This window comes from Actinomyces oris (assembly GCF_001553935.1).
GTDB classification, from domain to species: Bacteria; Actinomycetota; Actinomycetes; order Actinomycetales; family Actinomycetaceae; genus Actinomyces; species Actinomyces oris_A.
In genome coordinates, this window is record NZ_CP014232.1 from 2786171 (window position 1) to 2808794 (window position 22624).

20 protein-coding genes are annotated in these 22624 nt (G+C 66.6%); 1 reads left to right on the forward strand and 19 read right to left on the reverse strand.

The window, feature by feature from the left end; all coding sequences use genetic code 11:
• Positions 1–63: 63 nt before the first annotated feature.
• The 17 genes from pgi to rapZ form a co-directional block, all read right to left on the reverse strand.
• Entirely contained in the window at positions 64–1719 is a 1656-nt protein-coding gene (gene pgi, locus AXE84_RS11225) for a glucose-6-phosphate isomerase (RefSeq protein WP_060957933.1), read from the reverse strand.
• A 118-nt stretch (positions 1720–1837) separates the two neighbouring features.
• Positions 1838–2158, reverse strand: a complete 321-nt coding sequence (locus tag AXE84_RS13340) for a helix-turn-helix domain-containing protein (RefSeq protein WP_236750059.1) — start codon at positions 2156–2158, stop codon at positions 1838–1840.
• Between the two features lie 27 nt (positions 2159–2185).
• Positions 2186–4201 (reverse strand): hypothetical protein, encoded by a 2016-nt coding sequence (locus tag AXE84_RS12950; RefSeq protein WP_150116273.1) that lies wholly within the window; start codon positions 4199–4201, stop codon positions 2186–2188.
• A gap of 251 nt (positions 4202–4452) precedes the next feature.
• The gene (der, locus tag AXE84_RS11235) at positions 4453–6612 is read right to left on the reverse strand and encodes a bifunctional cytidylate kinase/GTPase Der (protein ID WP_060958263.1); all 2160 of its coding nucleotides are present in this window, start codon (positions 6610–6612) and stop codon (positions 4453–4455) included.
• Positions 6613–6742: 130 nt separating this feature from the next.
• Positions 6743–7903: a prephenate dehydrogenase gene (locus AXE84_RS11240; protein ID WP_060957935.1), complete on the reverse strand. Its 1161-nt coding sequence runs from the start codon at positions 7901–7903 to the stop codon at positions 6743–6745.
• Positions 7900–8874, reverse strand: coding sequence for a pseudouridine synthase (locus tag AXE84_RS11245; protein ID WP_060957936.1), 975 nt, complete (start codon positions 8872–8874; stop codon positions 7900–7902). The genes AXE84_RS11240 and AXE84_RS11245 overlap by 4 nt, the downstream gene beginning before the upstream one ends.
• A complete protein-coding gene (gene scpB, locus AXE84_RS11250) occupies positions 8871–9470 on the reverse strand; it encodes an SMC-Scp complex subunit ScpB (RefSeq protein WP_060957937.1) in 600 nt (199 codons plus the stop codon). Before scpB ends, AXE84_RS11245 begins: the two co-directional genes overlap by 4 nt.
• On the reverse strand, positions 9467–10288 hold the full coding sequence (locus tag AXE84_RS11255; protein WP_060957938.1) for a segregation and condensation protein A: 822 nt from the start codon (positions 10286–10288) through the stop codon (positions 9467–9469). Before AXE84_RS11255 ends, scpB begins: the two co-directional genes overlap by 4 nt.
• Positions 10278–11150 (reverse strand): ParA family protein, encoded by an 873-nt coding sequence (locus AXE84_RS11260; protein ID WP_009406376.1) that lies wholly within the window; start codon positions 11148–11150, stop codon positions 10278–10280. Before AXE84_RS11260 ends, AXE84_RS11255 begins: the two co-directional genes overlap by 11 nt.
• A gap of 160 nt (positions 11151–11310) precedes the next feature.
• Positions 11311–12234: a site-specific tyrosine recombinase XerD gene (xerD, locus tag AXE84_RS11265; protein ID WP_060957939.1), complete on the reverse strand. Its 924-nt coding sequence runs from the start codon at positions 12232–12234 to the stop codon at positions 11311–11313.
• Positions 12235–12325: 91 nt separating this feature from the next.
• The gene (secG, locus tag AXE84_RS11270) at positions 12326–12568 is read right to left on the reverse strand and encodes a preprotein translocase subunit SecG (RefSeq protein ID WP_060957940.1); all 243 of its coding nucleotides are present in this window, start codon (positions 12566–12568) and stop codon (positions 12326–12328) included.
• 232 nt (positions 12569–12800) lie between these two features.
• Positions 12801–13580 (reverse strand): triose-phosphate isomerase, encoded by a 780-nt coding sequence (tpiA, locus tag AXE84_RS11275; RefSeq protein ID WP_004564942.1) that lies wholly within the window; start codon positions 13578–13580, stop codon positions 12801–12803.
• Between the two features lie 15 nt (positions 13581–13595).
• Positions 13596–14789: a phosphoglycerate kinase gene (locus AXE84_RS11280; RefSeq protein ID WP_060957941.1), complete on the reverse strand. Its 1194-nt coding sequence runs from the start codon at positions 14787–14789 to the stop codon at positions 13596–13598.
• 112 nt (positions 14790–14901) lie between these two features.
• A complete protein-coding gene (gap, locus tag AXE84_RS11285) occupies positions 14902–15909 on the reverse strand; it encodes a type I glyceraldehyde-3-phosphate dehydrogenase (RefSeq protein ID WP_004564944.1) in 1008 nt (335 codons plus the stop codon).
• Between the two features lie 251 nt (positions 15910–16160).
• Positions 16161–17141, reverse strand: a complete 981-nt coding sequence (gene whiA, locus AXE84_RS11290; protein WP_004564945.1) for a DNA-binding protein WhiA — start codon at positions 17139–17141, stop codon at positions 16161–16163.
• Positions 17142–17407: 266 nt separating this feature from the next.
• Positions 17408–18418 carry a gluconeogenesis factor YvcK family protein gene (locus AXE84_RS11295; protein ID WP_004564946.1) on the reverse strand — a complete coding sequence of 337 codons (1011 nt, stop codon included), beginning with the start codon at positions 18416–18418 and terminating at the stop codon, positions 17408–17410.
• Between the two features lie 3 nt (positions 18419–18421).
• Positions 18422–19396 carry an RNase adapter RapZ gene (rapZ, locus tag AXE84_RS11300; RefSeq protein WP_060957942.1) on the reverse strand — a complete coding sequence of 325 codons (975 nt, stop codon included), beginning with the start codon at positions 19394–19396 and terminating at the stop codon, positions 18422–18424.
• Positions 19397–19516: 120 nt separating this feature from the next.
• On the opposite strand from rapZ, the gene purT reads away from it, so the two are divergent.
• A complete protein-coding gene (purT, locus tag AXE84_RS11305; RefSeq protein ID WP_060957943.1) occupies positions 19517–20803 on the forward strand; it encodes a formate-dependent phosphoribosylglycinamide formyltransferase in 1287 nt (428 codons plus the stop codon).
• Between the two features lie 27 nt (positions 20804–20830).
• On the opposite strand, the gene AXE84_RS11310 is transcribed toward purT, so the two are convergent.
• A complete protein-coding gene (locus tag AXE84_RS11310; protein ID WP_060957944.1) occupies positions 20831–22288 on the reverse strand; it encodes a glycoside hydrolase family 1 protein in 1458 nt (485 codons plus the stop codon).
• Between the two features lie 119 nt (positions 22289–22407).
• Positions 22408–22620: a TOBE domain-containing protein gene (locus tag AXE84_RS11315; RefSeq protein WP_060957945.1), complete on the reverse strand. Its 213-nt coding sequence runs from the start codon at positions 22618–22620 to the stop codon at positions 22408–22410.
• Positions 22621–22624 lie beyond the last annotated feature (4 nt).

Consider the following 22624-nt stretch of genomic DNA (forward strand, 5'->3'; position numbering starts at 1 on the left):
CATGTCCTCCTCAACGGGATATCAGTCGCTGACACGACAGAGTATTCGGATGGTCTGGCCAGGCTAGCGGCGCAGGCTGCGGTAGCGGGTGATGAGGCCCCGGGTGGAGGCGTCCTGCCCTGCGAGGGCCTCCTCGTCGCCCTGGACGGCGGGGGCGATCTCGAGGGCCAGCTTCTTGCCCAGCTCCACCCCCCACTGGTCGAAGGAGTCGATACCCCACACGATGCCCTGGGTGAAGGTGATGTGCTCGTAGAGGGCGATGAGCTCTCCAACGACCGCGGGCGTCAGCGCCGGGGCGAGGATCGAGGTGGTCGGCTTGTTGCCGGCGAAGACGCGGGCCGGGACGATCTCCTCGGCGGTGCCCTCGGCACGCACCTCGTCGGCGGTCTTGCCGAAGGCGAGCGCCGCAGTCTGGGCCAGGTAGTTGGACAGGAACAGCTCGTGGACGTCCACTCCCCCGTCCTTGGTGGGGTGAGCGGGGTTGGCCACGGCGATGAAGTCCGCGGGGATGAGCTGGGTGCCCTGGTGGATGAGCTGGTAGAAGGCGTGCTGGCCGTTGGTGCCCGGCTCACCCCAAAAGACCTCGCCGGTCTCGGTGGTCACGGGGCTGCCGTCCCAGCGCACGGACTTGCCGTTGGACTCCATGGTGAGCTGCTGGAGGTAGGCGGGGAAGCGGTGCAGGTACTGGGCGTAGGGCAGGATGGCGTGGGAGCCGGCCTTGAAGAAGTTGACGTACCAGACGTTGAGCAGGCCCATGAGCATGGGGACGTTCTCGGCCGGGGCCTTGGTGGCGAAGTGCTCGTCAACGGTGTGGAAGCCGGAGAGGAAGTCGGCGAAGTTCTCCGGGCCGATGGCCACGGCCAGGACCGTACCGACGGCGGAGTCCACCGAGTAGCGTCCACCCACCCAGTTCCAGAAGCCGAAGGCGTTGGCCGGGTCGATGCCGAACTCGGCGACCTTGTCCAGGGCGGTGGAGACGGCCACGAAGTGCTTGGCGATGGCGCCGTCGGTCTCAATGCCCTTGGCCTGGAGGGCGGCCAGGAACCAGTCGCGGGCCATGCGGGCGTTGGTGAGGGTCTCCAGGGTGGTGAAGGTCTTGGAGGCGATGATGAACAGGGTCGTCTCCGGGTCGAGGTCCGCGACCTTCTCGGCACAGTCGGTGGGGTCGATGTTGGAGATGAAGCGGCACTCAAGGCCCTTCTGCACGTAGGGCTTGAGGGCCTCATAGACCATGACGGGGCCGAGGTCGGAGCCGCCGATGCCAATATTGACTACCGTCTTGATGGGCTTGCCGGTAATGCCGGTCCACTCCCCCGAGCGCACACGTCGGGCGAAGGCGTAGATCTTCTCCAGGACCTCGTGAACGTCGGCGACGACGTCCTGGCCGTCCACGGTCAGGGAGTCGGCGGCCGGACGGCGCAGGGCGGTGTGGAGAACGGCCCGGTCCTCGGTGATGTTGATGTGTTCACCGGCGTACATGGCGTCGCGGCGGCCCGGGACGTCCACCTGCTCGGCGAGCTCGACCAGGGCGGCGCGGACGTCGTCGGTCAGCAGGTTCTTGGACAGGTCGATGTAGAGGTCTCCCAGCTCGTAGGAGAAGCGCTCGGCGCGCTGCGGGTCGTCGGCGAACCAGGCGCGCAGGTCCGGGGTCATGGAGTCGTGGAGCTCGGTGAGGCGCTTCCAGGCGGGCGTGGTGGTGGGGTCAACCGGATTCAGCATGGCTACAGTCTATGGGTGTTGCGGCCACGCGCCACTGTCCGGCGCCAACCGTTCTCAGGATCGCGGGGTCCTGTTGGTTTCTGACGGTTGCGCGACTCTCCTCCGAGGCGCGAGCCCGCTACCGGTTACTGAGAGCCTGACGATCGCTGATGGTCTGCTGTCGGTACAGGCTCGGTGAGAGGCCCAGGGCTTGTCGGAAGTCGGCAGTCAGGTGGGCGTGGTCCGCGTAGTCGAGCTCGGCGGCCACCTGCGCAACGGTGACAGACGGATCCTCCCGGAGCCGCTGTGCCGCTTCCTGGAGCCGGTAGCGTCTGATCACTGCGAGTGGGGGCAGGCCGATGTACTTCTTACAGAGGCGTTGCAGACCTCGGATGGATCGAGGCGTCTCGCCAGCTGATCGAGATTTATGATACTTCTTGCATTTACGCCAAGTAGGCAATCATTCAACAACAGCTGTGCGGGCAGTTTAAAACCAAGCCAGATCCCTCAACCTACCACCACTGCCCGCACTACCTATGCCCTTACTCTCACCAACAACCAAATACAGAAATACAACGTTAGCGGAAATAATCACCATAAGGGAAGCAATCATATTCTGCCACCGAAGATGCTTTTCTAAATCGCGAAGATACTTTTCACCCCTTCGCCTATCCCGCAGTTCACTCTGGGGACTATCTAAAATCCCAGCTATCCGAAGCTTCTCCCTACCCAGATGGCCAACATTATTCTTAATAAAGTACGTGAATACTTTTGCCATAGGAGCCATAATCCCCAACACCACCGCGAACGAAACTGACGAGACGGACAATCGGTCAGAAATCCATATCAGCAGCCCCAAACATAAGATATTTAGCAAGGACAAACTTAGCAGATGATCTTGCAGAACACATTGGAACACCTTGGCGGTAAATGTCCAATCATCATCAGACTTTGGGATATTGAACAATTTTAAAGTCGCCACACAAAATATGCATAATACTCCTACATACGAAAGAGACAAGAATGCCCACCATGCAACATGTAGTCTAGCGGAAGAGTATTGAAACAATGCAACCCCATAGATCAAGGACGCTACTGCACATGAAACTGAACCAAAGTAGACTAGACCGGGCACTACTTTCACTCCACGCAGAACGAAAACGTTATTACGGTACGACAAGCGAGAAAACAAGAAAGACCCTACGGTCATGGTAACTACATTGACAGCACAATGCACTGCTCGATAGATTGATGTCGGATGCTGCTCCACGTGATTCTTTAAATCAAACCATACTGCCGTGATCAATACGAAAGCAGCGAACGCTATGTATGCACCAAGCAAACCAACTCTCATAGACCACTCTATATAGCGTGAATTATCAGCCCCTACCGCATTTTTTTCATACTCAATTACCACATTGAAGTTCTTCTCAACCCAATGGGATGAAAATATTATGACAACTGCTGGGAATAGAACAACCAATGCACTGTAACTATACTGGCCGCCCTGGACCGCGAGAACTTGCATACCAACAAGGCAAGCTAAAATCAGCGACGCCGTTATTACACGCAAGGCCACCCGCAAGTGGCCGTCATATAGACACGACGGAACGCTTGAAGCCGCAAGGACTATAGTGCCGATCGATACCCCAATAAAGGATTCTGTAACAGAAACTTTTTTAGGGTCGGCCATGGCAACTAACATGAAAACTGCCGCTATTACCGCAGTAGGCAAAGAGCGCAGCAGGCGCTCTACTAATGAAACAGACGACGGCGCCGTGATGAAGAATAGCCCGAATACGAACGCCAGCACGCACCCTATTCCTGCAATTAATGTCACCGGCCCCAATCCGCGGTAAACGAAGAGAAAGGGAATAGACACCGCTGTGGTTGCTAGAGTTAACGCGTATGCAACAACTCCCCGATAATTCAGGTTGCACACATGTGCAACGAAGGCAACCAGCGCACAAACGAACAAAGGCTTACCCCACAAACCAACGTAGTTAGGAACACTCAATGGAAGCGCTCCGTTAACTTGACGCAAGTTATCGGTTGCCAAAAGGGATGAAAATAGAACCAGCAGATAACCGACAGTCATGTACCTCAAAGCGGAGTTGCGTTCCCAGTCTCCTCGATTGTGGCCAACGTGTACCGCCACCCCAATTATGCTAGTCAGCACTCCACACATGACGACCAAGAAAACCGCATGGTACCATCCAGGAAGATTAAAACCTCCCCCACGATTAAAGGTCCAGTTTTTGACAGTGTCTGCGTTCAGGTTCCACTGAACTTGCGTCAGCAATCCGACTATCAAGCCAAGCAATCCAGCAATGCAAGCCACTGTTCGGGATACATTTCTCCAAGAACTTCTTATCTCAACATATCCAATCGCACATACCGTCGGAAGAATCAGAGAGTCACCCCAGTTCGCCGACAGGTAATAAGGAAGTGTTTCCAATCCATTATATGTATGTTTGTAACTGAGTTCCCAGAACACCCTCATAGTGCCCCAGCCGAATAAGAAAACAAGCCACCAGACAACCGCTGGCGCCACATATAATTTGACTACGTGCCTGCATTGACTGAATGAATTAGAAGCCTCGTTTAGATTCGACACAATAGCCACCCTTTCTTATGGGTCATCAAGTCATTATTTGAGGCCCCATCCTAGTTCAATTCTCGTCACCAAACCATATGCGACAGACCGACCAGTCAGCCCCTAAAGTTAACAATCGGCTCGAATATATAGTCGTCTCAGCGCCGCTGGCGCTTCTCACGTACGCGCACCCCGATCTGGATGGGGGTGCCGGTGAAGCCGAACTCCTCACGCAGGCGCCGCTCGATGAAGCGCCGGTAGCCGGCGTCGAGGAAACCGGTGGTGAAGATGACGATCCGGGGCGGGGCCACCTGGACCTGAGTGGCGAAGAGGATGCGGGGCTGCTTGCCGCCTCGCACCGGGTGCGGGGTGGCGGACTGCAGCTGCCCCAGGAAGCCGTTGAGCCGGCCTGTGGGCACGCGCGTGGTCCAACCCTCCAGTGCGGCGTCGAGAGCGCGCACGAGCCGGTTGGTGTGCCAGCCGGTCCGGGCTGCCAGGTTGATGTGGGGGGCCCAGGAGACGTGGGCCAGGTCGTGCTCGACCTCCCACAGGAGCATCTTCTGGCGCTCCTCGTCCACCAGGTCCCACTTGTTGTTGACCAGGACCAGGGCTCGGCCGGCATCGACGGCCTGCTGGACCACGCGCACGTCCTGCTCGCTGATCGGCTCGGAGGCGTCCAGCAGGACGACGGCGACCTCGGCCTTGTCGATGGCGCCCTGCGTGCGCAGCACCGCATAGTAGTCCGCGCCCCGTGACTGCTTGACCCGCCGGCGGATCCCCGCGGTGTCGACGAAGACCCACTGGCGCCCGTCGAGCTCGATGATCTCGTCGACCGGGTCACGGGTCGTGCCCGCGGTCTCGTTGACGACGACGCGCTCCTGGCCCGCGATGGAGTTCAGCAGAGAGGACTTGCCGACGTTAGGACGCCCCACGAGAGCGATGCGGTGCAGGTCCCCCTCCGGCGCTGCGGTGGCCACGGCGGAGACCTCCGGAAGGACCTCCATGACGGCGTCGAGGACCTCGCCGCTGCCCCGGCCGTGAAGGGCCGAGACCGGGAAGGGCTCGCCCAGCCCCAGGTTCCACAGGGTCGCGGCGTCCCCCTCCTGGGCCGGGGAGTCGACCTTGTTGGCGGCCAGGACCACCGGCTTGCCGCTGCGGCGCAGCATCCGCACCACGCGGGCATCGGTCTCAGTGATGCCGACCTGGGCATCGACGACCAGCAGGACGGCATCGGCCATCTCCACGGCGATCTCGGCCTGGGTGGCCACGGCGGCGTCGAGGCCGGCCACGTCCACCTCCCATCCGCCGGTGTCGACGATGGTGAAGCGGCGCCCGGCCCACTCCGCCGGGTAGGAGACCCGGTCGCGCGTGACACCGGGGGTGTCCTGGACGACGGCCTCACGGCGGCCCAGGACCCGGTTGACCAGCGTCGACTTGCCCACGTTGGGGCGGCCGACGACGGCCAGGACCGGCAGCCCGGGCTCGACGCTGTCACCGGTGGGCAGGCCGCCGTCGGCCTCCAGGAGGGCGAGGTCCTCCTCATCGAGCTCGTAGTCGGCCAGGCCCGCCCGCATGGCCTGGGCCCGCAGGTCCTCCTCGGCGTCCCGCTGGGCGGCGGCGTCGGCGGCCTCCTCCACCAGGTCCAGGACCCGTTCGACCGACTGCTCCAGGGTCAGCTCCGAGGTGTCCACCAGGGTGACGCCCTCGGGTGCGGTGAGGAACTGGGAGACCGTGGCGTCGTCGCGGTCGCGGCGCACCACCTGGTCGCGCAGGGCGTCGGCGTCAACCTGCTTGCCGGCGGCCTCCAGGTCCCCGGCGCGGCGGGCCAGGCGGGCCTCCTCCGATGCGGTCACCAGCAGGCGGGCATCGGCGTCGGGCGCGATGACGGTGGTGATGTCACGTCCCTCGGCCACGATGCCGGCGCCCTCGGAGAAGGACCCGGCCTGCCCGGTCGCCTCGAAGCGGATGATCTCGCGCTGGCGGCGCGCCAGGTCGGCACGCACCTCGAGGTTGGTGGCGACCTTCGAGACGACAGTGGCGATGTGCGGGTCGCGGATCGCGGTCGATACGTCCGCGCCGTCCACCATGAAGGTCGGGTGCTCGGGATCCAGCCCCATGTGCAGGGGCATCGCGGCGACGGCCTCGGCGACGGCGGCCCCGTCCTCCAGGTCGATCCCCTCGTGCTCGCACCACCAGGCGGCGGCCCGGTACATGGCACCGGTGTCCAGGTAGGCCAGTCCCAGCTCGGCGGCGACGCGCCTCGAAACGGTGGACTTGCCCGATCCGCTCGGTCCGTCGATCGCAACGACGATTCCCATGGTGCCCTCCATCAGGGTCCGATTGACGGTCATGAACTGGGCCAAGCGTCCCACACTCCGGCGCAGTACCACGGATCAGGCCCCCATGAGCACTGACACAGGCGGACCTCGGTGACGGATTGAACCGGCTTCAGCCCGCGACGACGCGCCAGCCCTGGGCGTCCAGCGCCTCCTCCAGCCGTAGGGCGGCCGCCGGTAGGACGGAGATGAGGGCGATGCCCGCGCTCTGCCCGGCCGAGTGCTCCAGGGAGAAGTCCTCGATGTTGACGCCGGCGGCGCCGATGTCGGAGAAGAGCCTGCCCAGCTCACCGGCGGCGTCGGGTACCAGGACCTGGACCTCGGTGTAGCGGCGCGGCGCGCCACCGTGCTTGCCGGGGATGCGTGCCCGACCGAGGTTTCCCCGAGTCATGACGTCGGTGACCGCGCCGACGGCCCCGGGAGCGACCACACGTGCCGTTCCCGGGGCCGTGTGCTCCGCACTGTCCGGATCGCAGACTACCGTCTCGATCCCCGTCATCAGTGCAGCTAGGTCATCACTGATCCGGCGCAGCAGCTCAACCACGGGCCCGGCGTTGCCCACGATGATGGCCGACCACAACCTGGGATCCGAGGCCGCGATCCGGGTGACGTCGCGAAGACCCTGCCCTGACAGGGCCAGGGCCCCCTCCCCCAGTTCCTCCAGGCGGGCGGCCACGAGTGAGGAGACGAGCTGGGGCATGTGGGAGACGGCGGCGACGGCGGCATCGTGCTCCGCCGCCCCCATGCGCACCGGGGTGGCGCCCACATCGACCGCCAGGTTCCTGATGACCAGCTCCGCCTGCGGATCGGAGTCCTGACCGACGACCACCCAGGGGCGGCCAGCGAAGAGGTCGCAGTCCGCGACGCCGGCGCCGGAGCGCTCCCGGCCGGCCATCGGGTGGGAGCCGACGTACCTGCGCGCCTGCGCTCCCGCCCGGGACCGGACCTCGGTGACGACCCGTTCCTTGACGGAGGCCACGTCAGTGACCACGGCACTGGGGTGGGCGTTCAACTGCGCGACGACGACCTCGGCGGCCACGTCGGGAGGCGTAGCCACGACAACAACCTGCGGCTCGGGGCTGTCCTCGCCGTGAAGCGCTCCCGCACCCATGTCTCGAGCCAGGGCCAGGGAGGTGGGCGAGGTGTCGGAGAGCAGGACCTCAACACCTGCCGCCCGCAGCGCCAGGGCGAGTGAGGTTCCCAGCAGCCCCGTGCCGACGATGAGCACCGGGCCGCGCGTGGACACTGATGCCCGCGGTTCGGGGGCGCTCACAGCCCGACCTCCTGCTGCAGCGCAGCGATCTCCTCGCTACTGAGTGGGCGGGTCTGGCCGGGGCGCAGGTTACCCAGCCGCAGCGGTCCGAGCCGGGTGCGCGCCAGGCGCGTCACCGGGTGGCCGACGGCGTCCAGCATGCGTCGCACGATGCGGTTCTTGCCGGAGTGGAGGGTGATCTCGACGATGGAACCGCGCGGCCCGGAGTCCTTGACGGTGACCCGGTCCGCCTTGGCCTCACCGTCCTCCAGCTCGATGCCGCGCCGCAGCTTGCGCGGGACCCAGGGCTCAACCTGTCCCTCAACGATGGCGACATAGGTCTTGGCGATCTCGAAGCTGGGGTGCATGAGCCGGTGGGAGAGCTCGCCGTCGTTGGACAGCAGGAGCAGCCCCTCGGTCTCGGTGTCGAGGCGGCCGACATGCACCAGGCGCAGCGAGTCGGGCAGCTCGGGGTGCTCGGCCAGGTAGTCGCGTCCGTACTGGGCCACGGTGGGGCGGCCCTCAGGGTCCTCCATAGTGGTGACGACCCCGGCCGGCTTGTGGAGCATGAGGGTGATAAGCTCGGGGTTGGTGAGGATCCGGCTGCCGTCAACGCGGATCTCCTGGGTCAGCGGGTCCACCCTGACGCCCGCCTCGGTGACGGTGACGCCGTCGACGCTGACGCGGCCGTCGGCGATGAGCTGCTCGCAGGCGCGGCGAGAGGCAACCCCTGCGTGGGCCAGGACCTTCTGCAGCCGTTGTCCGGAAGCGACGTGCGGGTCGTCCTGGCCGCCCTTGGTGGCGCGCTCACGCTTCTGAAGCAGACGGGCTTCCTCGTCCTCGTCGATGGCCTCGGCGTCGAAGGCGGCCAGGTCACCGGCGTCGGCCTGCTCGTCGAGCTCTTCGAGGTCGTCCTCGTCGTAGAACTCCTGCGCCCCAAAATCGCTGTGGGGCACAGAGTTGGTTCGGGTGTGGCGGTTTCTCGGGGTCATGGGGTCCTCCTACCGGCCATCTCATCGGCCTGTTCGACGATCTCCCCCAGCGCCTCGACGCGGGGGAGGTAGGGAGCCAGGGGTGGCAGCTCGTCCAGGGAGTCGATTCCCAGGTACTCCAGGAAGTCTCCCGTGGTCCGGTACAGAATCGCACCGGAGGTCTCGGCACCGGCCTCCTCGATGAGGCCGCGGGCGTGCAGGGTGCGCATGACGCCGTCGACATTGACCCCGCGGATCTGCGCGACGCGCCCCCGGGTGACCGGCTGCCGGTAAGCGACGACGGCCAGGGTCTCCAGGGCGGCCTGACTCAGGCGTGCGGTGGCGCCGCCGATGATGAACTGCTCGACGAGGTCGGCGTGCTCAGGCGCGGAGGCGAAACGCCACCCACCTGCCGCACGTCGCAGGAGGAATCCATGAGCACGGCTGCCGGGCGCCTCTCCACGGTACTCGGCTGCGAGACCCTCGAGCAGCTCCTCGCATACGCTCTCCTCCATACCGAGGGCCTCGGCGATCGCAGAGGTGGTCACCGGCTCGTCGGCGACGATGAGGATGGCCTCAGCAGCACTGCGCAGCTCAGACCCCACAGCCTCGCTCATGCGAATTCCTCCTCGAGCTCAGTGAGGTTCTCAGAGGTCATCATGCCGGTCAGGTCGTCCTGACCGCCGCACCAGGTCACGGTGATCTCGCCCATGGCCTCCGTCTGGTCCAGCTCGGCGCTGCCCTGCCGGTGGAGGATGAGCAGCGCCAGGAAGCGGGCCACCACGACGGCGGTGCGCTCGGCGTCCTCAATGATCTGGGCGAAGGTCAGGGTTCCGTGACTGCGCAGCCTGCTGGCGATGAGGCTCAGTTGCTCACCGACCGGTACCCGCTCATGCAGGTGGACGGTCTGGACGCCCGGATCCGTGGGCCGGGTGAAGGCTCCCACCGCCAGCCGCGTCAGCTCCTCGGGGGTGATGGTGGCCACGAGCTTGGGCAGCAGCGCCGCCAGATGCGGTTCTAGGGCGACGATGCGCGGGTAGCTGCGTGCGGAGGTCTCCGCCCGGTGTCGGAAGGCAGCTGCGGCCTCCTTGAAGGCCCGGTACTGCAGGAGCCGGGCGAAGAGCAGGTCGCGGGCCTCGAGCAGCTCGAGGTCGGGCTCCTCCTCGTTCTCGTCATGGGGCAGAAGGCGGTGGGCCTTGAGCGCCAGGAGGGTGGAGGCCACGACGATGAACTCAGATGCGCGCCCCAGGTCCCAGTCCGAGCGCATGTGGGCGATGAAGTCGTCGGTCACCTCGGCCAGCGCCAGCTCGGTGACGTCGAGCCGCTTGCGGGCGATGAGGCTCAGTAGCAGGTCGAAGGGGCCTTCGAACTGGGGTAGCGTGACGCTGAATCCGGGCAGCCTGGGCGGCCCCTGCTCCTCAGGCTCAGGCGACATCGCCGCGGGCGATGACCTCACGGGCCAGCCGGCGGTAGGCGTCCGCACCGGGGTGGGAGGGCGCGTAGCTGGTGATCGGCTCGTTGGCCACGGAGGCGTCCGGGAACTTGATCGTGCGCCGGATGCGCGTGTCGAAGAGCTGCTCGCCGAAAGCCTGCTCCAGGCGCTCAAGCACCTCCCGGGAGTGCAGGGTGCGGGAGTCCACCATGGTGGCCAGGATGCCGTCGATCTCCAGGGTCGCGTTGAGACGGTCCTTGACGCGTTCGACGGTCTCCACCAGGAGCGCCACCCCGCGCAGGGCGAAGAACTCGGTCTCCAGCGGGATGATGACGCCGTGGGAGGCGGTCAGGGCGTTGATGGTCAGCAGTCCGAGCGAGGGCTGGCAGTCCACGAGGATCACGTCGTACTCGTCAAGCACCGGACGCAGCACCCGCTTGAGGGCCTGCTCGCGGGCGACCTCGTTGACGAGCTGGACCTCGGCGGCGGACAGGTCGATGTTGGCCGGGACGATGTCCAGCCCCTCCACCGTGGTCTCGTGGATGACCGTGCGGATGTCCGGACGGCTGGCGACGAGCAGGTCGTAGATGGTGGAGTCGAGCTCGTGAGCGTTGATGCCCAGGCCGGCCGAGGCCGCTCCCTGGGGATCGAAGTCGACGATGAGGACCTTGCGCCCCAGCTCGGCCAGGGCCGCACCGAGGTTGATCGTCGTCGTGGTCTTGCCGACGCCGCCCTTCTGGTTGCACATGGAGATGACCCGAGCGGGTCCGTGCGACTCCAGCGGCGCGGGAACGGGGAAGTCCTTCTCCTCGCTCTCGTCGGTGCCGGGGTTGTCGATCAGGCCTGGCTGGATGGAGTCATTCACGTCATCCAGCCTAGTCGAAAGCCGACCGACATCGCCCAGTTCAGACGGGACACGCCATAGATCAAGGCCAACGGGACCCCGCTTTCAGGCGCGGCCCGGTGCGCACTCAGGCTTCCCCCACCAAAGCCTGGGGTACGGCCCTCACCTGCGGGCTCATCGATCAGGCCAGAGCCCGCGGGTGACTGGTGGCGTAGACCTCCCGCAGGTGGTCGACGGTGACCTTCGTGTAGATCTGGGTGGTGGTGACCGAGGCGTGTCCGAGCATCTCCTGGACGACACGCACGTCCGCCCCTCCCGCCAGCAGATGCGTGGCGAAGGAGTGGCGCAGGGTGTGGGGGGAGATGCGCCGCTCGTCGGCGCCGTCCGTCCCGATGAGACCGGCCCGTTCAGCGGCCTGTTGGAGGACCGCCCAGGCGCTCTGCCGACTCAGGGGCCTGCCCAGGGTGTTGAGGAAGACCTGTGCCACTCCCCTGCCCTTCTCGGCCAGGACCGGCCGCCCTCGCACCAGGTAGGCGTCCAGCGCCTCCCAGGCGTAGGCCCCCATGGGGACCACGCGTTCCTTGCGTCCCTTGCCGAACAGCCTCAGCAGCCTGGAGTCGGTGTCAAGGTCGTCGACGACGAGCCCCACCGCCTCGGAGATGCGGGCGCCGGTGGCGTAGAGGACCTCCAGCAGCGCTCGGTCGCGCAGGCTCACCGGGGAGTCGTCAACGCCCGCTGCCTCCAGGAGACGGCGGACCTCATCGACCCCTAAGGCCTTGGGCAGGCGCCTTCCGGGCTGGGGCGGGCGCACGGTGGCCGAGGGATCCTCTGAGGTGGTGCCCTCGGCCAGGAGGAACTTGTGCCAGCCGCGCACGGCCGTGACGGTTCTGGATGCCGAGGACGACGCCAGCGGACGGGCGCCGTCGGATCCGGTGCGCAGGACCTCGAGGAAGCCGGCCACGTCGTTGCGGCTGACGTCCTGCGGTGCTGAGATGCCGGCGCTCCTCAGGTAGCGCAGGTAGCGGCCGAGGTCGCGCTCGTAGGCGCTCAGGGTGTGAGGGCTCAGCCCGCGCTCGACACGCAGGTGGGCGAGGTAGCCGCGCAGCCCTCGGTCCAGATCGTCTCCACGCGGATCGGGGGTGGTATCGACGGTCGGATCCGTCGTGTGCGCTGTGCTCGTCGGAGTCCGCCGAGGCTCAGCCGAGCTTGGCGACCAGGCCGAGCCCGACGATCGTGATCGTCCAGATGACGGCCACCGCCACCGTGATGCGGTCGAGGTTGCGCTCGGCCACGCCGGAGGACCCTGCGGAGGAGGAGATACCGCCGCCGAACATGTCCGACAGACCGCCGCCCTTGCCCTTGTGCAGGAGGATCGACATGATGAGGAAGAAGCTCGAGAGGACGAGCAGCACCTGAAGGACGATACGCACTACGTTCACGTCACGTTCCCTTCGTTGTTGGTTCCGTCTTGCTGCGGGGGCCTCACGCTCCGGCATGGGTCCGGCGCGACTCCCGACAGGGTCCGCGCCCCCACCTGTCCGCGTGGCAGTCTACCTGTAACGCGCGGGGTCCCGGACACCTCGGGGTGTGAGGTGTCCGGGACCCTGTCAGCGAGCGGTGAGACGCTGCGGAGAAGTGATTGCTCAGTTCCTCCGCCGCGACTCGGCTCGCTCAGGCGTAGAAGCCGGCCATGGCGGCGAAGGAGTCCGCCTTGAGGGAGGCTCCGCCGACGAGTGCGCCGTCGACGTCGGGCTGGGCCATGAGCTCCTTGATGTTGCCGGGCTTGGCGGAACCGCCGTAGAGGATGCGGGTGGCGTCAGCGGTGGCGTCGCCGTAGTCGGCACGCAGGGCCTCGCGGATCGCTCCGCACACCTCCTGGGCGTCCTCGGCGGTGGCGGTCTCGCCGGTGCCGATGGCCCAGATGGGCTCATAGGCGATGACGATCTTGGCGACGTCCTCGCCGCTCCATCCTTCCAGGGCGGCGCGGATCTGCCCCAGGACGAAGTCGACGTGGGTGCCGGCCTTGCGGATCTCCAGGGCCTCACCGCAGCACAGGATGGGGGTCATGCCGGCGTCGAGCACCTTGCGGGCCTTGGCGCCCACGAGGGCGTCGGACTCGCCGTGGTACTCGCGGCGCTCGGAGTGGCCCATGACGACGTAGCTGACACCGAGCTTGGTGAGCATTTCGGTAGAGATCTCACCGGTGTAGGCGCCGTTGTCGTGGATGGAGACGTCCTGGGCGCCGTACTTGATGTCCAGGGAGTCGGCCTCGACGACGGTCTGCACGGTGCGGATGTCCGTGAAGGGCGGGATCACGAGGACCTCGCACTTGGTGTAGTCGTGGTCGTGGTCCTTGAGCTCCATGGCCAGGCCCTGGACGAGGTGGTTGGCCTCGAGGTGGTCGAGGTTCATCTTCCAGTTGCCCGCCATGAGCGGGGTGCGGTTACTCATCTGGGTTGCCTTCCTTCAGTCGTTGAGCACGGCGATACCGGGCAGGGTCTTGCCCTCGAGGAGCTCGAGGGAGGCGCCGCCACCGGTGGAGATGTGGGAGAACGTGGCCTCGTCGAAGCCGAGCGTGCGCACGGCCGCGGCGGAGTCGCCGCCGCCGATGACGGAGAAGGCGTCGGACTCGGAGATCGCCTTGGCCACGGCCTTGGTGCCCTCGGCGAAGGCCGGGAACTCGAAGACGCCCATGGGGCCGTTCCACACCACGGTCTTGGAGGTGGCGATGGCATCGGCGAAGAGCTTTCGCGTCTCAGGGCCGATGTCCAGGCCCATCTGGTCGGCGGGCAGTGCGTCAGCCGGCACCACGGTGGCGGGGGCGTCCGCGGCGAAGGTCGGGGCCACGACGGTGTCGACGGGCAGCAGCAGCTCGACGCCGTTGGCCTTGGCGGTCTCCAGGTAGCCCTTGACGGTGTCGATCTGGTCCTTCTCCAGCAGGGAGGTACCCACCTCGTAGCCCTGGGCGGCCAGGAAGGTGTAGGCCATGCCGCCACCGATGAGGAGACGGTCGGCCTTGCTCAGCAGGTTGGAGATGACGCCGAGCTTGTCGGAGACCTTGGAGCCGCCGAGCACCACGGTGTAGGGGCGCTCGGGGTCGTTGACGGCGCGCCCCAGGGACTCGATCTCCTTGACGACGAGCAGGCCGGCGGCGGAGGGCAACAGCTTGGCGACGTCGTAGACGGAAGCCTGCTTGCGGTGCACGACGCCGAAGCCGTCGGAGACGAAGACGTCGGCCAGGGCGGCGAGCTCGGCGGCGAAGGCCTCGCGCTCGGCGTCGTCCTTGGAGGTCTCGGCGGCGTTGAAGCGCACGTTCTCCAGCAGGACGATCTCTCCGTCACCGGCTGCTGCGACGGCGGCCTTGGCGGACTCGCCCACGGTGTCCTCGGCGAGGGTCACCTTGACACCGGTGACCTCGGCGAGGCGCTTGGCGACGGGGGCCAGGGAGTAGTCGGGGTTGACCTGCCCCTTGGGGCGCCCCAGGTGGGCGGTGATGATCACCTTGGCGCCGGCGTCGAGCAGGGTGCGCAGGGTGGGCAGAGCGGCCTGGATGCGGCCGTCGTCGGTGATGTTCTTGTCGGCGTCCAGCGGCACGTTGAAGTCGGAGCGGACCAGGACTCGCTTGCCCTTGAGGTCGCCCAGGGACTCGATGGTCTTCATGAAGCCTCTCATCGGTTGTGGGTGAAGGTGTGGGTGTGGGACGGACGGCGCCCGCGCACGCATAGCGTGGCGCGGGCGCCGTCTTCTAGAGAGTCATGCTCTCGGTCTGGTCTCAGGCGAGCTTGGAGCCGACCAGGGAGGTCAGGCGGACCAGGGCGTTGGAGTAGCCCCACTCGTTGTCGTACCAGGAGAGGACCTTGACGAGGTTGCCGATGACCTTGGTCTCGGTGGCGTCGAAGATCGAGGTGTGCGGGTTGCCCACAATGTCGGTGGAGACGATCGGGTCCTCGGTGTACTCGAGAACGCCCTTGAGCTCGCCCTCGGCGGCGGCCTTGACGGCAGCCTTGACGGCCTCGACGGAGACCTCCTTCTCGGCGATGAAGGTCAGGTCGGTCAGCGAGCCGGTCGGGGTGGGGACACGCACGGCCAGACCGTCGAACTTGCCCTTGAGGGCGGGCAGGACGAGGGCCACGGCCTGGGCGGCACCGGTCTTGGTGGGGATCATGTTCAGCGCGGCGGCGCGAGCACGGCGCAGGTCGCTGTGCGGGGCGTCGAGGACGCGCTGGTCACCCGTGTAGGAGTGGATGGTGGTCATGATGCCGCGCTCGATGCCGAAGTTCTCGTGGAGAACCTTGGCCAGGGGGGCGAGGCAGTTGGTGGTGCACGAGGCGTTGGACACGATGTTCATCGTGGCGTTGTCGTAGTCGCCCTCGTTGACACCCATGACGAAGGTGCCGTCGACGTTCTTGGCGGGAGCGGAGATGACGACCTTCTTGGCGCCACCGTCGAGGTGGGCCTTGGCCTTCTCGCCATCGGTGAAGAAGCCGGTGGACTCCACGACGACCTCGACGCCCAGGTCGCCCCAGGGCAGGTCGGCGGGGTTGCGCTGAGCGAGCACCTTGATGTGCTTGCCGTTGACGGTGATGCCATCCTCGTCGTAGGAGACCTCGCCGTCGAAACGACCGAGGATCGAGTCGTACTTGAGCAGGTGGGCCAGGGTCTTGTTGTCCGTCAGGTCGTTGACGGCGACAACCTCGATGTCGGCGCCCTGCTCGAGGGCGGCACGGAAGAAGTTGCGGCCGATCCGGCCGAAGCCGTTAATACCAACGCGGGTGGTCACTTTGTGTCCTCCTAGTGCGCCGGTTGGCGGCGCACGGTTGCTGGGGCTCTTTTCACACATGGCGTGTGCTCCGGAACCTCCTCTTCAGCTCACATCCGATTCAGCTCCGGTACGGCCGAGTCTAGTCACACTGGGCAGGCGCTGGGAGTCGCCGACCACGCCACGGGCGAACACTGTGATGCACAAGCCAAACCGAGGGGACCAAAGACCATCAGGCGCCCCCAAGGCAAGGACCGAGGTCCCATCTCACCTCAGGGCTCGAGCATCTCCTGGGTGAGAACCGACTCCGTGTCGGGGATGCCCAGCTCGTGGGCCTGCTTGTCCGCCATGGCCAGGAGGCGGCGGATACGTCCAGCGACGGCGTCCTTGGTCAGCTGTGGGTCGGAGAGCTGCCCAAGCTCCTCCAGGGATGCCTGCTTGTGCGCGATGCGCAGGCGACCGGCCTGAAGCAGGTGGGCGGGGACATCGTCCCCCAGGATCTCGAAGGCTCGCTCGACGCGGGCACCCGAGGCGACGGCGGCGCGGGCCGAACGGCGCAGGTTGGCGTCGTCGAAGTTGGCCAGGCGGTTGGCGGTCCCCCGGGACTCGCGCCGAGATCGGCGCTCGGCCCACACCTTGAAGGCCTCCGGCGCCCCCATCCGCTCCAGGAGAACACCGATGGCCTCACCGTCGCGAACGACGACGCGGTCGGCCCCGCGCACCTCTCGGGCCTTGGCGGAGATGTCGAAGCGCCGCGCGGCCCCGACCAGGGCCAGTGCGGCCTCGGAGCCGGGACAGGTGACCTCCAAGGAGGAGGACCGGCCGGGCTCGGTCAGGGATCCGCGGGCCAGGAAGGCTCCACGCCAGGCGGCAGCGGCGGCGTTGCGCCCTCCTTGAATGACGGACACCGGCATGCCCCGCACCGGCCGGCCCCGGTCGTCGACCAGCCCGGACAGCCGGGCCAGGTCCTTGCCGCGCTTGGTCACTCGCAGCACGTAGCGGGACCCTCGGTGCAGGGAACCGCCCTGAACCACCATGACCTCGGGCTCCATCCCGTAGAGCTCCTTGAGGTGCTGGTGCAGGCGCCGCACCGCTCCGCCGTGATCGAGCTCGGCCTCGACGACGATGCGTCCGGAGACGATATGGAGCCCTCCGGCGAAGCGCAGCATCGCGGAGACCTCCGCCCGTCGTTGGGCGGCGTTCTCAGTAGCGACGAGCGCGAGCTCATCCTTGACGGTGACCGTCAGCGACATGGGCGGGCTCCTCGTGGTCGGGGTTCGTGATTCGGGACTGGCAAACATGGTTGACGCTGCGGCCGTTGCCAGGGCGTCCCGGGTGCTGGCGAGGCGCAGCTCGAACATGCGCGGGCGAAGCGACTCAAGACGTCAGGGCGATGTCATACGGCTCCCGAGGCGTATCAATGGAGAATTTTTAGCCGCAGCACCCGGCAGGCGGCTGGAAGTGGCCGCCGAGAATTATGAACGATCATGCACAGCGGGACTCTTCAATGAGTCCAGCATCACATGTCATCACGTCCACTGAGATCGGTGACGTCCCCCAGAGCCCCCTCGAAGGCGTCCCGGAAGGCGGCTGCCAGGCGAAGCGGATCGTGGTGGCACAGGGCCTCGCCGGTGCGCACCTGGCGCAGGACGACGGTGGCCCCCATGGCGGCGGCCACCGCTGCAAGATCCTCGACGTCCTCAACGGTGGAGGGGTCGGCCAGCACCACGTCCAGGCGCAGGTCGGGCGCGTACTGGCTCAGGACCCGAAGATGATCGGCACTGGTCATCCCGTCGGTCTCGCCCTGCTGAGCGGAGAGGTTGAGGACCACGACCTTGCGGGCCGAGGTGTTCACCAGCGCGCGGCGCATGGACGGCAGGATGAGGTGCGGTAGCACCGAGGTGTACCAGGAGCCGGGCCCCAGGACCACCCATTCGGCCTCATCGATGGCGCGCAGCGCCTCGGGGTGGGCCTCGGCGTCCTGAGGAACCATCCCCACGTTCTCCAGACGTCCGCGGGCCGAGGCCACTGCCACCTGACCACTGACCCGGCGTCGACTCCCCCCGGAGACGATGTCGGCCTCAATGACCAGGGGTGAGGAGGACATGGGAACGACGCGGCCGTGGATCGTCAGCAGGCGCCCCACCCAGTCGAGCCCGGCAACTTCGTCCCCCAGCAGCTGCCACAGCGCCAGGATGAGCAGGTTCCCCAGGGCGTGATTGTCGAGCTCGCCCTGCCCCTCGAAGCGGTGCTGGAGCACGTCTCGCCAGGTCAGGCCCCACTCGGAGTCCTCGCAGAGCGATGCCAGCGCCATTCTCAGGTCTCCTGGCGGCAGACAGTCGAACTCTCGGCGCAGGCGTCCCGAGGAGCCTCCGTCGTCGGCGACGGTGACGACAGCGGTGAGCCGGTGGGTGACGTGGCGCAGCGCCCGCAGCGTGGCGGACAGTCCGTGCCCGCCTCCCAGGGCGACGACGGCGGGTCCCTCCTCACCGCGGCGGGGCCAGCCCGCCGCATCGATCGTGGTTCCCACTGCCTACTCCCGTCCCAGATCGCGGTGCTGGACAACGACCTCGAAGCCCCCGCGCCTCAACCTGGCCCCGAGCCGCTCCGCCGAGGCCACGGAACGGTGCTTACCGCCGGTGCAGCCCACAGCCAGGGTGACGTGGGGCTTGAGCTCATCGACGTACTGCGGGAGCGCGGGGATGAGCAGGTCGGCGTAGCCGTCGACGAAGGCCGCCGCCCCCTTCTGGGCGAAGACGTAGTCGGCCACCGGAGCGTCACGTCCGGTGAGGTGGCGCAGCTCGGAGACCCAGTAGGGGTTGGGAATGAAGCGCACGTCCAGAACGTGGTCGGCGTCCAGGGGAATGCCGTACTTGAACCCGAAGGACATGACGTTGATACGCAGGGCCAGGTCGGACTCGTGCGCCACGAGCTCGCGCACCCGCCGGGCGAGGTCGTGGACGGAGTAGTTGGAGGTGTCGATGACGCTGTCGGCCACGCCCCGCAAACCCCCCAGGAGAGTGCGCTCGTGCTCAATCCCGTCCAGGACGGAGCCACTGCCCTGCAACGGGTGGGGTCGGCGAGAGGACTCAAAGCGTCTGACCAGCACGGCGTCGGAGGCATCCAGGAAGATGAGCCTCACGTCGGTGCCGTTGTTGCGGACCTTGCGCAGATAGTCCATGAAGTGGGAGAAGAACTCGCGACTGCGCACATCGACCACCGCGGCCAGCCGGTGCACACCGGCGCCGACCGTCGTCATCATTCCCGACAGAGCCGGCAGCAGCTGGGGCGGCAGGTTATCCACGACGTACCAGTCGAGGTCCTCCAGCGCGTTGGCCGCGCGCGAGCGCCCCGCCCCGGACATACCCGTGACAATAATCATCTCGGGGCGTTCCGCCGGGGGAACCGGAGGAGTCGCCTCATCGAGGGCGGGGATCTCAATGGGAACCGTGTCCTGAAGCCGCTGGCGCTTGCCGGAGGAGGACTGAGGGCGGCGCTCGTCATGCATGCACCAAGCATCGCACGTCCAGCTCGCTCCACCCGTCGCCGACGCCGGTTTACCGGTAGCGTTTCATCGTTGCCAGTACTCACTGCCGCCGGTTCCCGGCGCCAGACACCAGGAGGCCCCATGAGCTCCTCCCCCATGTCCGACCAGGCTCTCTCATGCCAGTTCACGCCTCAGGAGACGCCGATGCGTCGGCCCACCGCCCCAGTGCTGGGTACGCCCTGGACCAGCAGCGCAACGAAGGTGGCGCTGCTGGGCGCCGGTGAGATCGGCAAGGAGGTGGCGATCGCTCTGACCCGCCTGGGGGTGGAGGTCACGGCGATCGACCGCTATGAGGGGGCTCCGGCCCAGCAGGTGGCGCACAACGCCATGACGGTGGACATGAGCGACCCCGAGGCGCTGACGGCCGCCATCCGCGCCAGCGGTGCCGCCGTCGTGATCCCGGAGATCGAGGCGCTGGCCACCGACGCCCTGGCGGCGCTGGAGAGCGCCGGCGAGGTGCAGGTGGTACCGACCGCCCGTGCAGTGCAGCTGACGATGAATCGTGAGGGCATCCGACGCCTGGCGGCTGAGGAGCTGGGGCTGGCGACCAGTCCCTACGCCTTCGCCTCGTCCTTAGACGAGCTGCGCGCAGGTGCTCAGCAAGTGGGCTTTCCGTGTGTGGTCAAACCGGTCATGTCCTCATCCGGGCACGGCCAGTCCGTGGTACGCGGGCCGCAGGACCTGGAGGCGGCCTGGCGCTACGCGGCGGCCGACGGGCGCGTGGACCGAGGCCGGGTCATCGTGGAGGGATTCGTGCGTTTCGACACCGAGATCACGCTGCTCACGGTGCGCTGGCGTCATCCCGGCACCGGGGAGACGGTGACGAGCTTCTGCGAGCCGATCGGGCACCGGCAGGTCGACGGGGACTATGTGGAGTCCTGGCAGCCGCAGCCCCTGAGCCCGGTGGCCCTGGAACGGGCCCAGCAGGTGGCCGAGCGCGTGACCGCGGCGCTGGGCGGCTGGGGCCTGTTCGGGGTGGAGCTGTTCATCTGCGGGGAGGAGGTTCTCTTCTCCGAGGTCTCCCCGCGCCCCCATGACACCGGCCTGGTGACACTGGCGAGCCAGCGCCTGAGCGAGTTCGAGCTGCACGCCCGCGCCCTGCTGGGGCTGCCCGTCGACACCGCGCTGCGCTCCCCCGGCGCCTCGGTGACCATCAAAGCGACGGGAGAGTCCGCGCCGGGTGAGGGCGTGCGTTTCGCGGGTCTTGATGAGGCGCTCGCTCATGAGGGCGCGGATCTGCGACTCTTCGGCAAGCCGGTGGCTCACGAGGGTCGGCGCCTGGGCGTTGTCGTGGCCTACGCCGACGACGTGCAGGTCGCCCGAGATCGGGCGCGGTCCGCCGCCCAGGCGATCCGTCCCAGCGTCTGAGCCACCCGGGCCACGCCGTCTCAGCACCTATCCCCGTGGCGGTTTCTGCGCCGCAGGTACGAGGCGGGCGCCGTTGGAGGCGATGACGTCGCGGTACCAGCCGAAGGACTTCTTACGGTAGCGGGCCAGGGTGCCGCTGCCGTCGTCGTCGCGGTCCACGTAGATGAAGCCGTAGCGCTTGGACATCTGGGCGGTGGAGGCCGAGACCAGGTCGATGCAGCCCCAGGAGGTGTAGCCCAGGACCTCGACGCCGTCGGCGATGGCCTGGGCGACCTGGACCAGGTGGTCGTTCATGTAGGCGATGCGGTAGTCGTCCTCAACCGTGGGGCCGTTGGGGCCGTCAACGAGAACATCCTTGGCTCCCAGACCGTTCTCGACAATGAACAGGGGCTTACCCCAGCGGTCCCAGTAGTCGTTGAGGATGGTGCGCAGGCCCGCCGGGTCGATCTGCCACCCCCACTCGGAGGCCTCGAGGGTGGGATTGGGAACGCCGCCCATAAGGTTGCCCCGGCCGGCCTCGGCCGGCCGGGTAACGGTCTCGCACACGGACATGTAGTAGGAGAAGGAGACGAAGTCGACGGTGTGCTCCCGCAGCAGCGCGCGGTCCTCCTCGGTGATCTCCAGCTTGATGCCCTTGTCTCGCAGGGAACGCAGCAGGTAGCCGGGGTACTCGCCGCGCACGTGGAGGTCCCCGAAGGCGTAGTTGGCGCGCTCGGCCTGCTTGGCCGCCCAGACGTCACGGGGATCGGGGGTGAGCGGGTAGGTGGGCACGGCCAGGATCATGCAGCCGACCCGGATATCGGGGTTGACCTCGTGGGCGATCCTCGTGGCGGCCGCGGAGGCGACGAGCTCGTGATGGATGGCCTGGTAGAGGTCCTGCTCGCTGAGCCTGTCCTTGGGGGTGGCGATGCCGCCGGACAGGAAGGGCTCGTGGAGGACGGAGTTGATCTCGTTGAAGGTGAGCCAGTACCTGACCCGCTCGCCGTAGCGCTCGAACAGGGTGCGGGCGTAGCGCTCGAAGAAGCCGATGAGGCGACGGTCGGTCCAGCCGTCGTAGGTACGGGACAGGTGCAGCGGGGTCTCGTAGTGGCTGATGGTGACCAGCGGCTCGATGCCGTACTTCTCGAGCTCGTCGAGGACCCGGTCGTAGAAGGCCAGCCCCTCCTCGTTGGGCTCGGTCTCGTCACCGAGCGGGAAGATGCGGCTCCAGGCGATGGAGAAGCGGAAGACCTTGAAGCCCATCTCCGCCATCAGAGAGATGTCCTCGGCGTAACGGTGGTAGAAGTCAATGGCCTTGAGCTTGAGGTTGTCCGGCGTGGGGGCCTGGGTGGGCGGGGCCAGGATGCCCCGGGGCATGACGTCCTGGACGGACAGGCCCTTGCCGTCCTCGTCGTAGGCGCCCTCGATCTGGTTGGCGGCGGTGGCTCCGCCCCACAGGAAGCCGCCGGGGAAGCGCAGGTCAGGGTCGGGCGATGGTGTGGTCATGGCTCCTCATCCTCCGTGTGTTCTGTCAGGTGCAGGTTTCAGAAGGTTCCGGGCCAGTGACCGCCACGATCAGATCGCGCTGACGGAGGCCTACCTGCGCCTCATGGCGGCGTCCGACCTCAGTCCTGGAGGCCCACCATGACCGAGGAGGCCTTGACGACGGCAACCGCCTGCTTACCCTCTGTCAGCTCGAGCTCCTCGATGGCGGCGTTGGTGATGGAGGAGGTGATGATGACGCCGGGGGCGACCTCGATCTTGACGACGCCGTTGACGGCGCCCTTCTCGATGGAGACGACGGTGCCGGGCAGCTGGTTGCGGGCGGAGATCCTCATACGG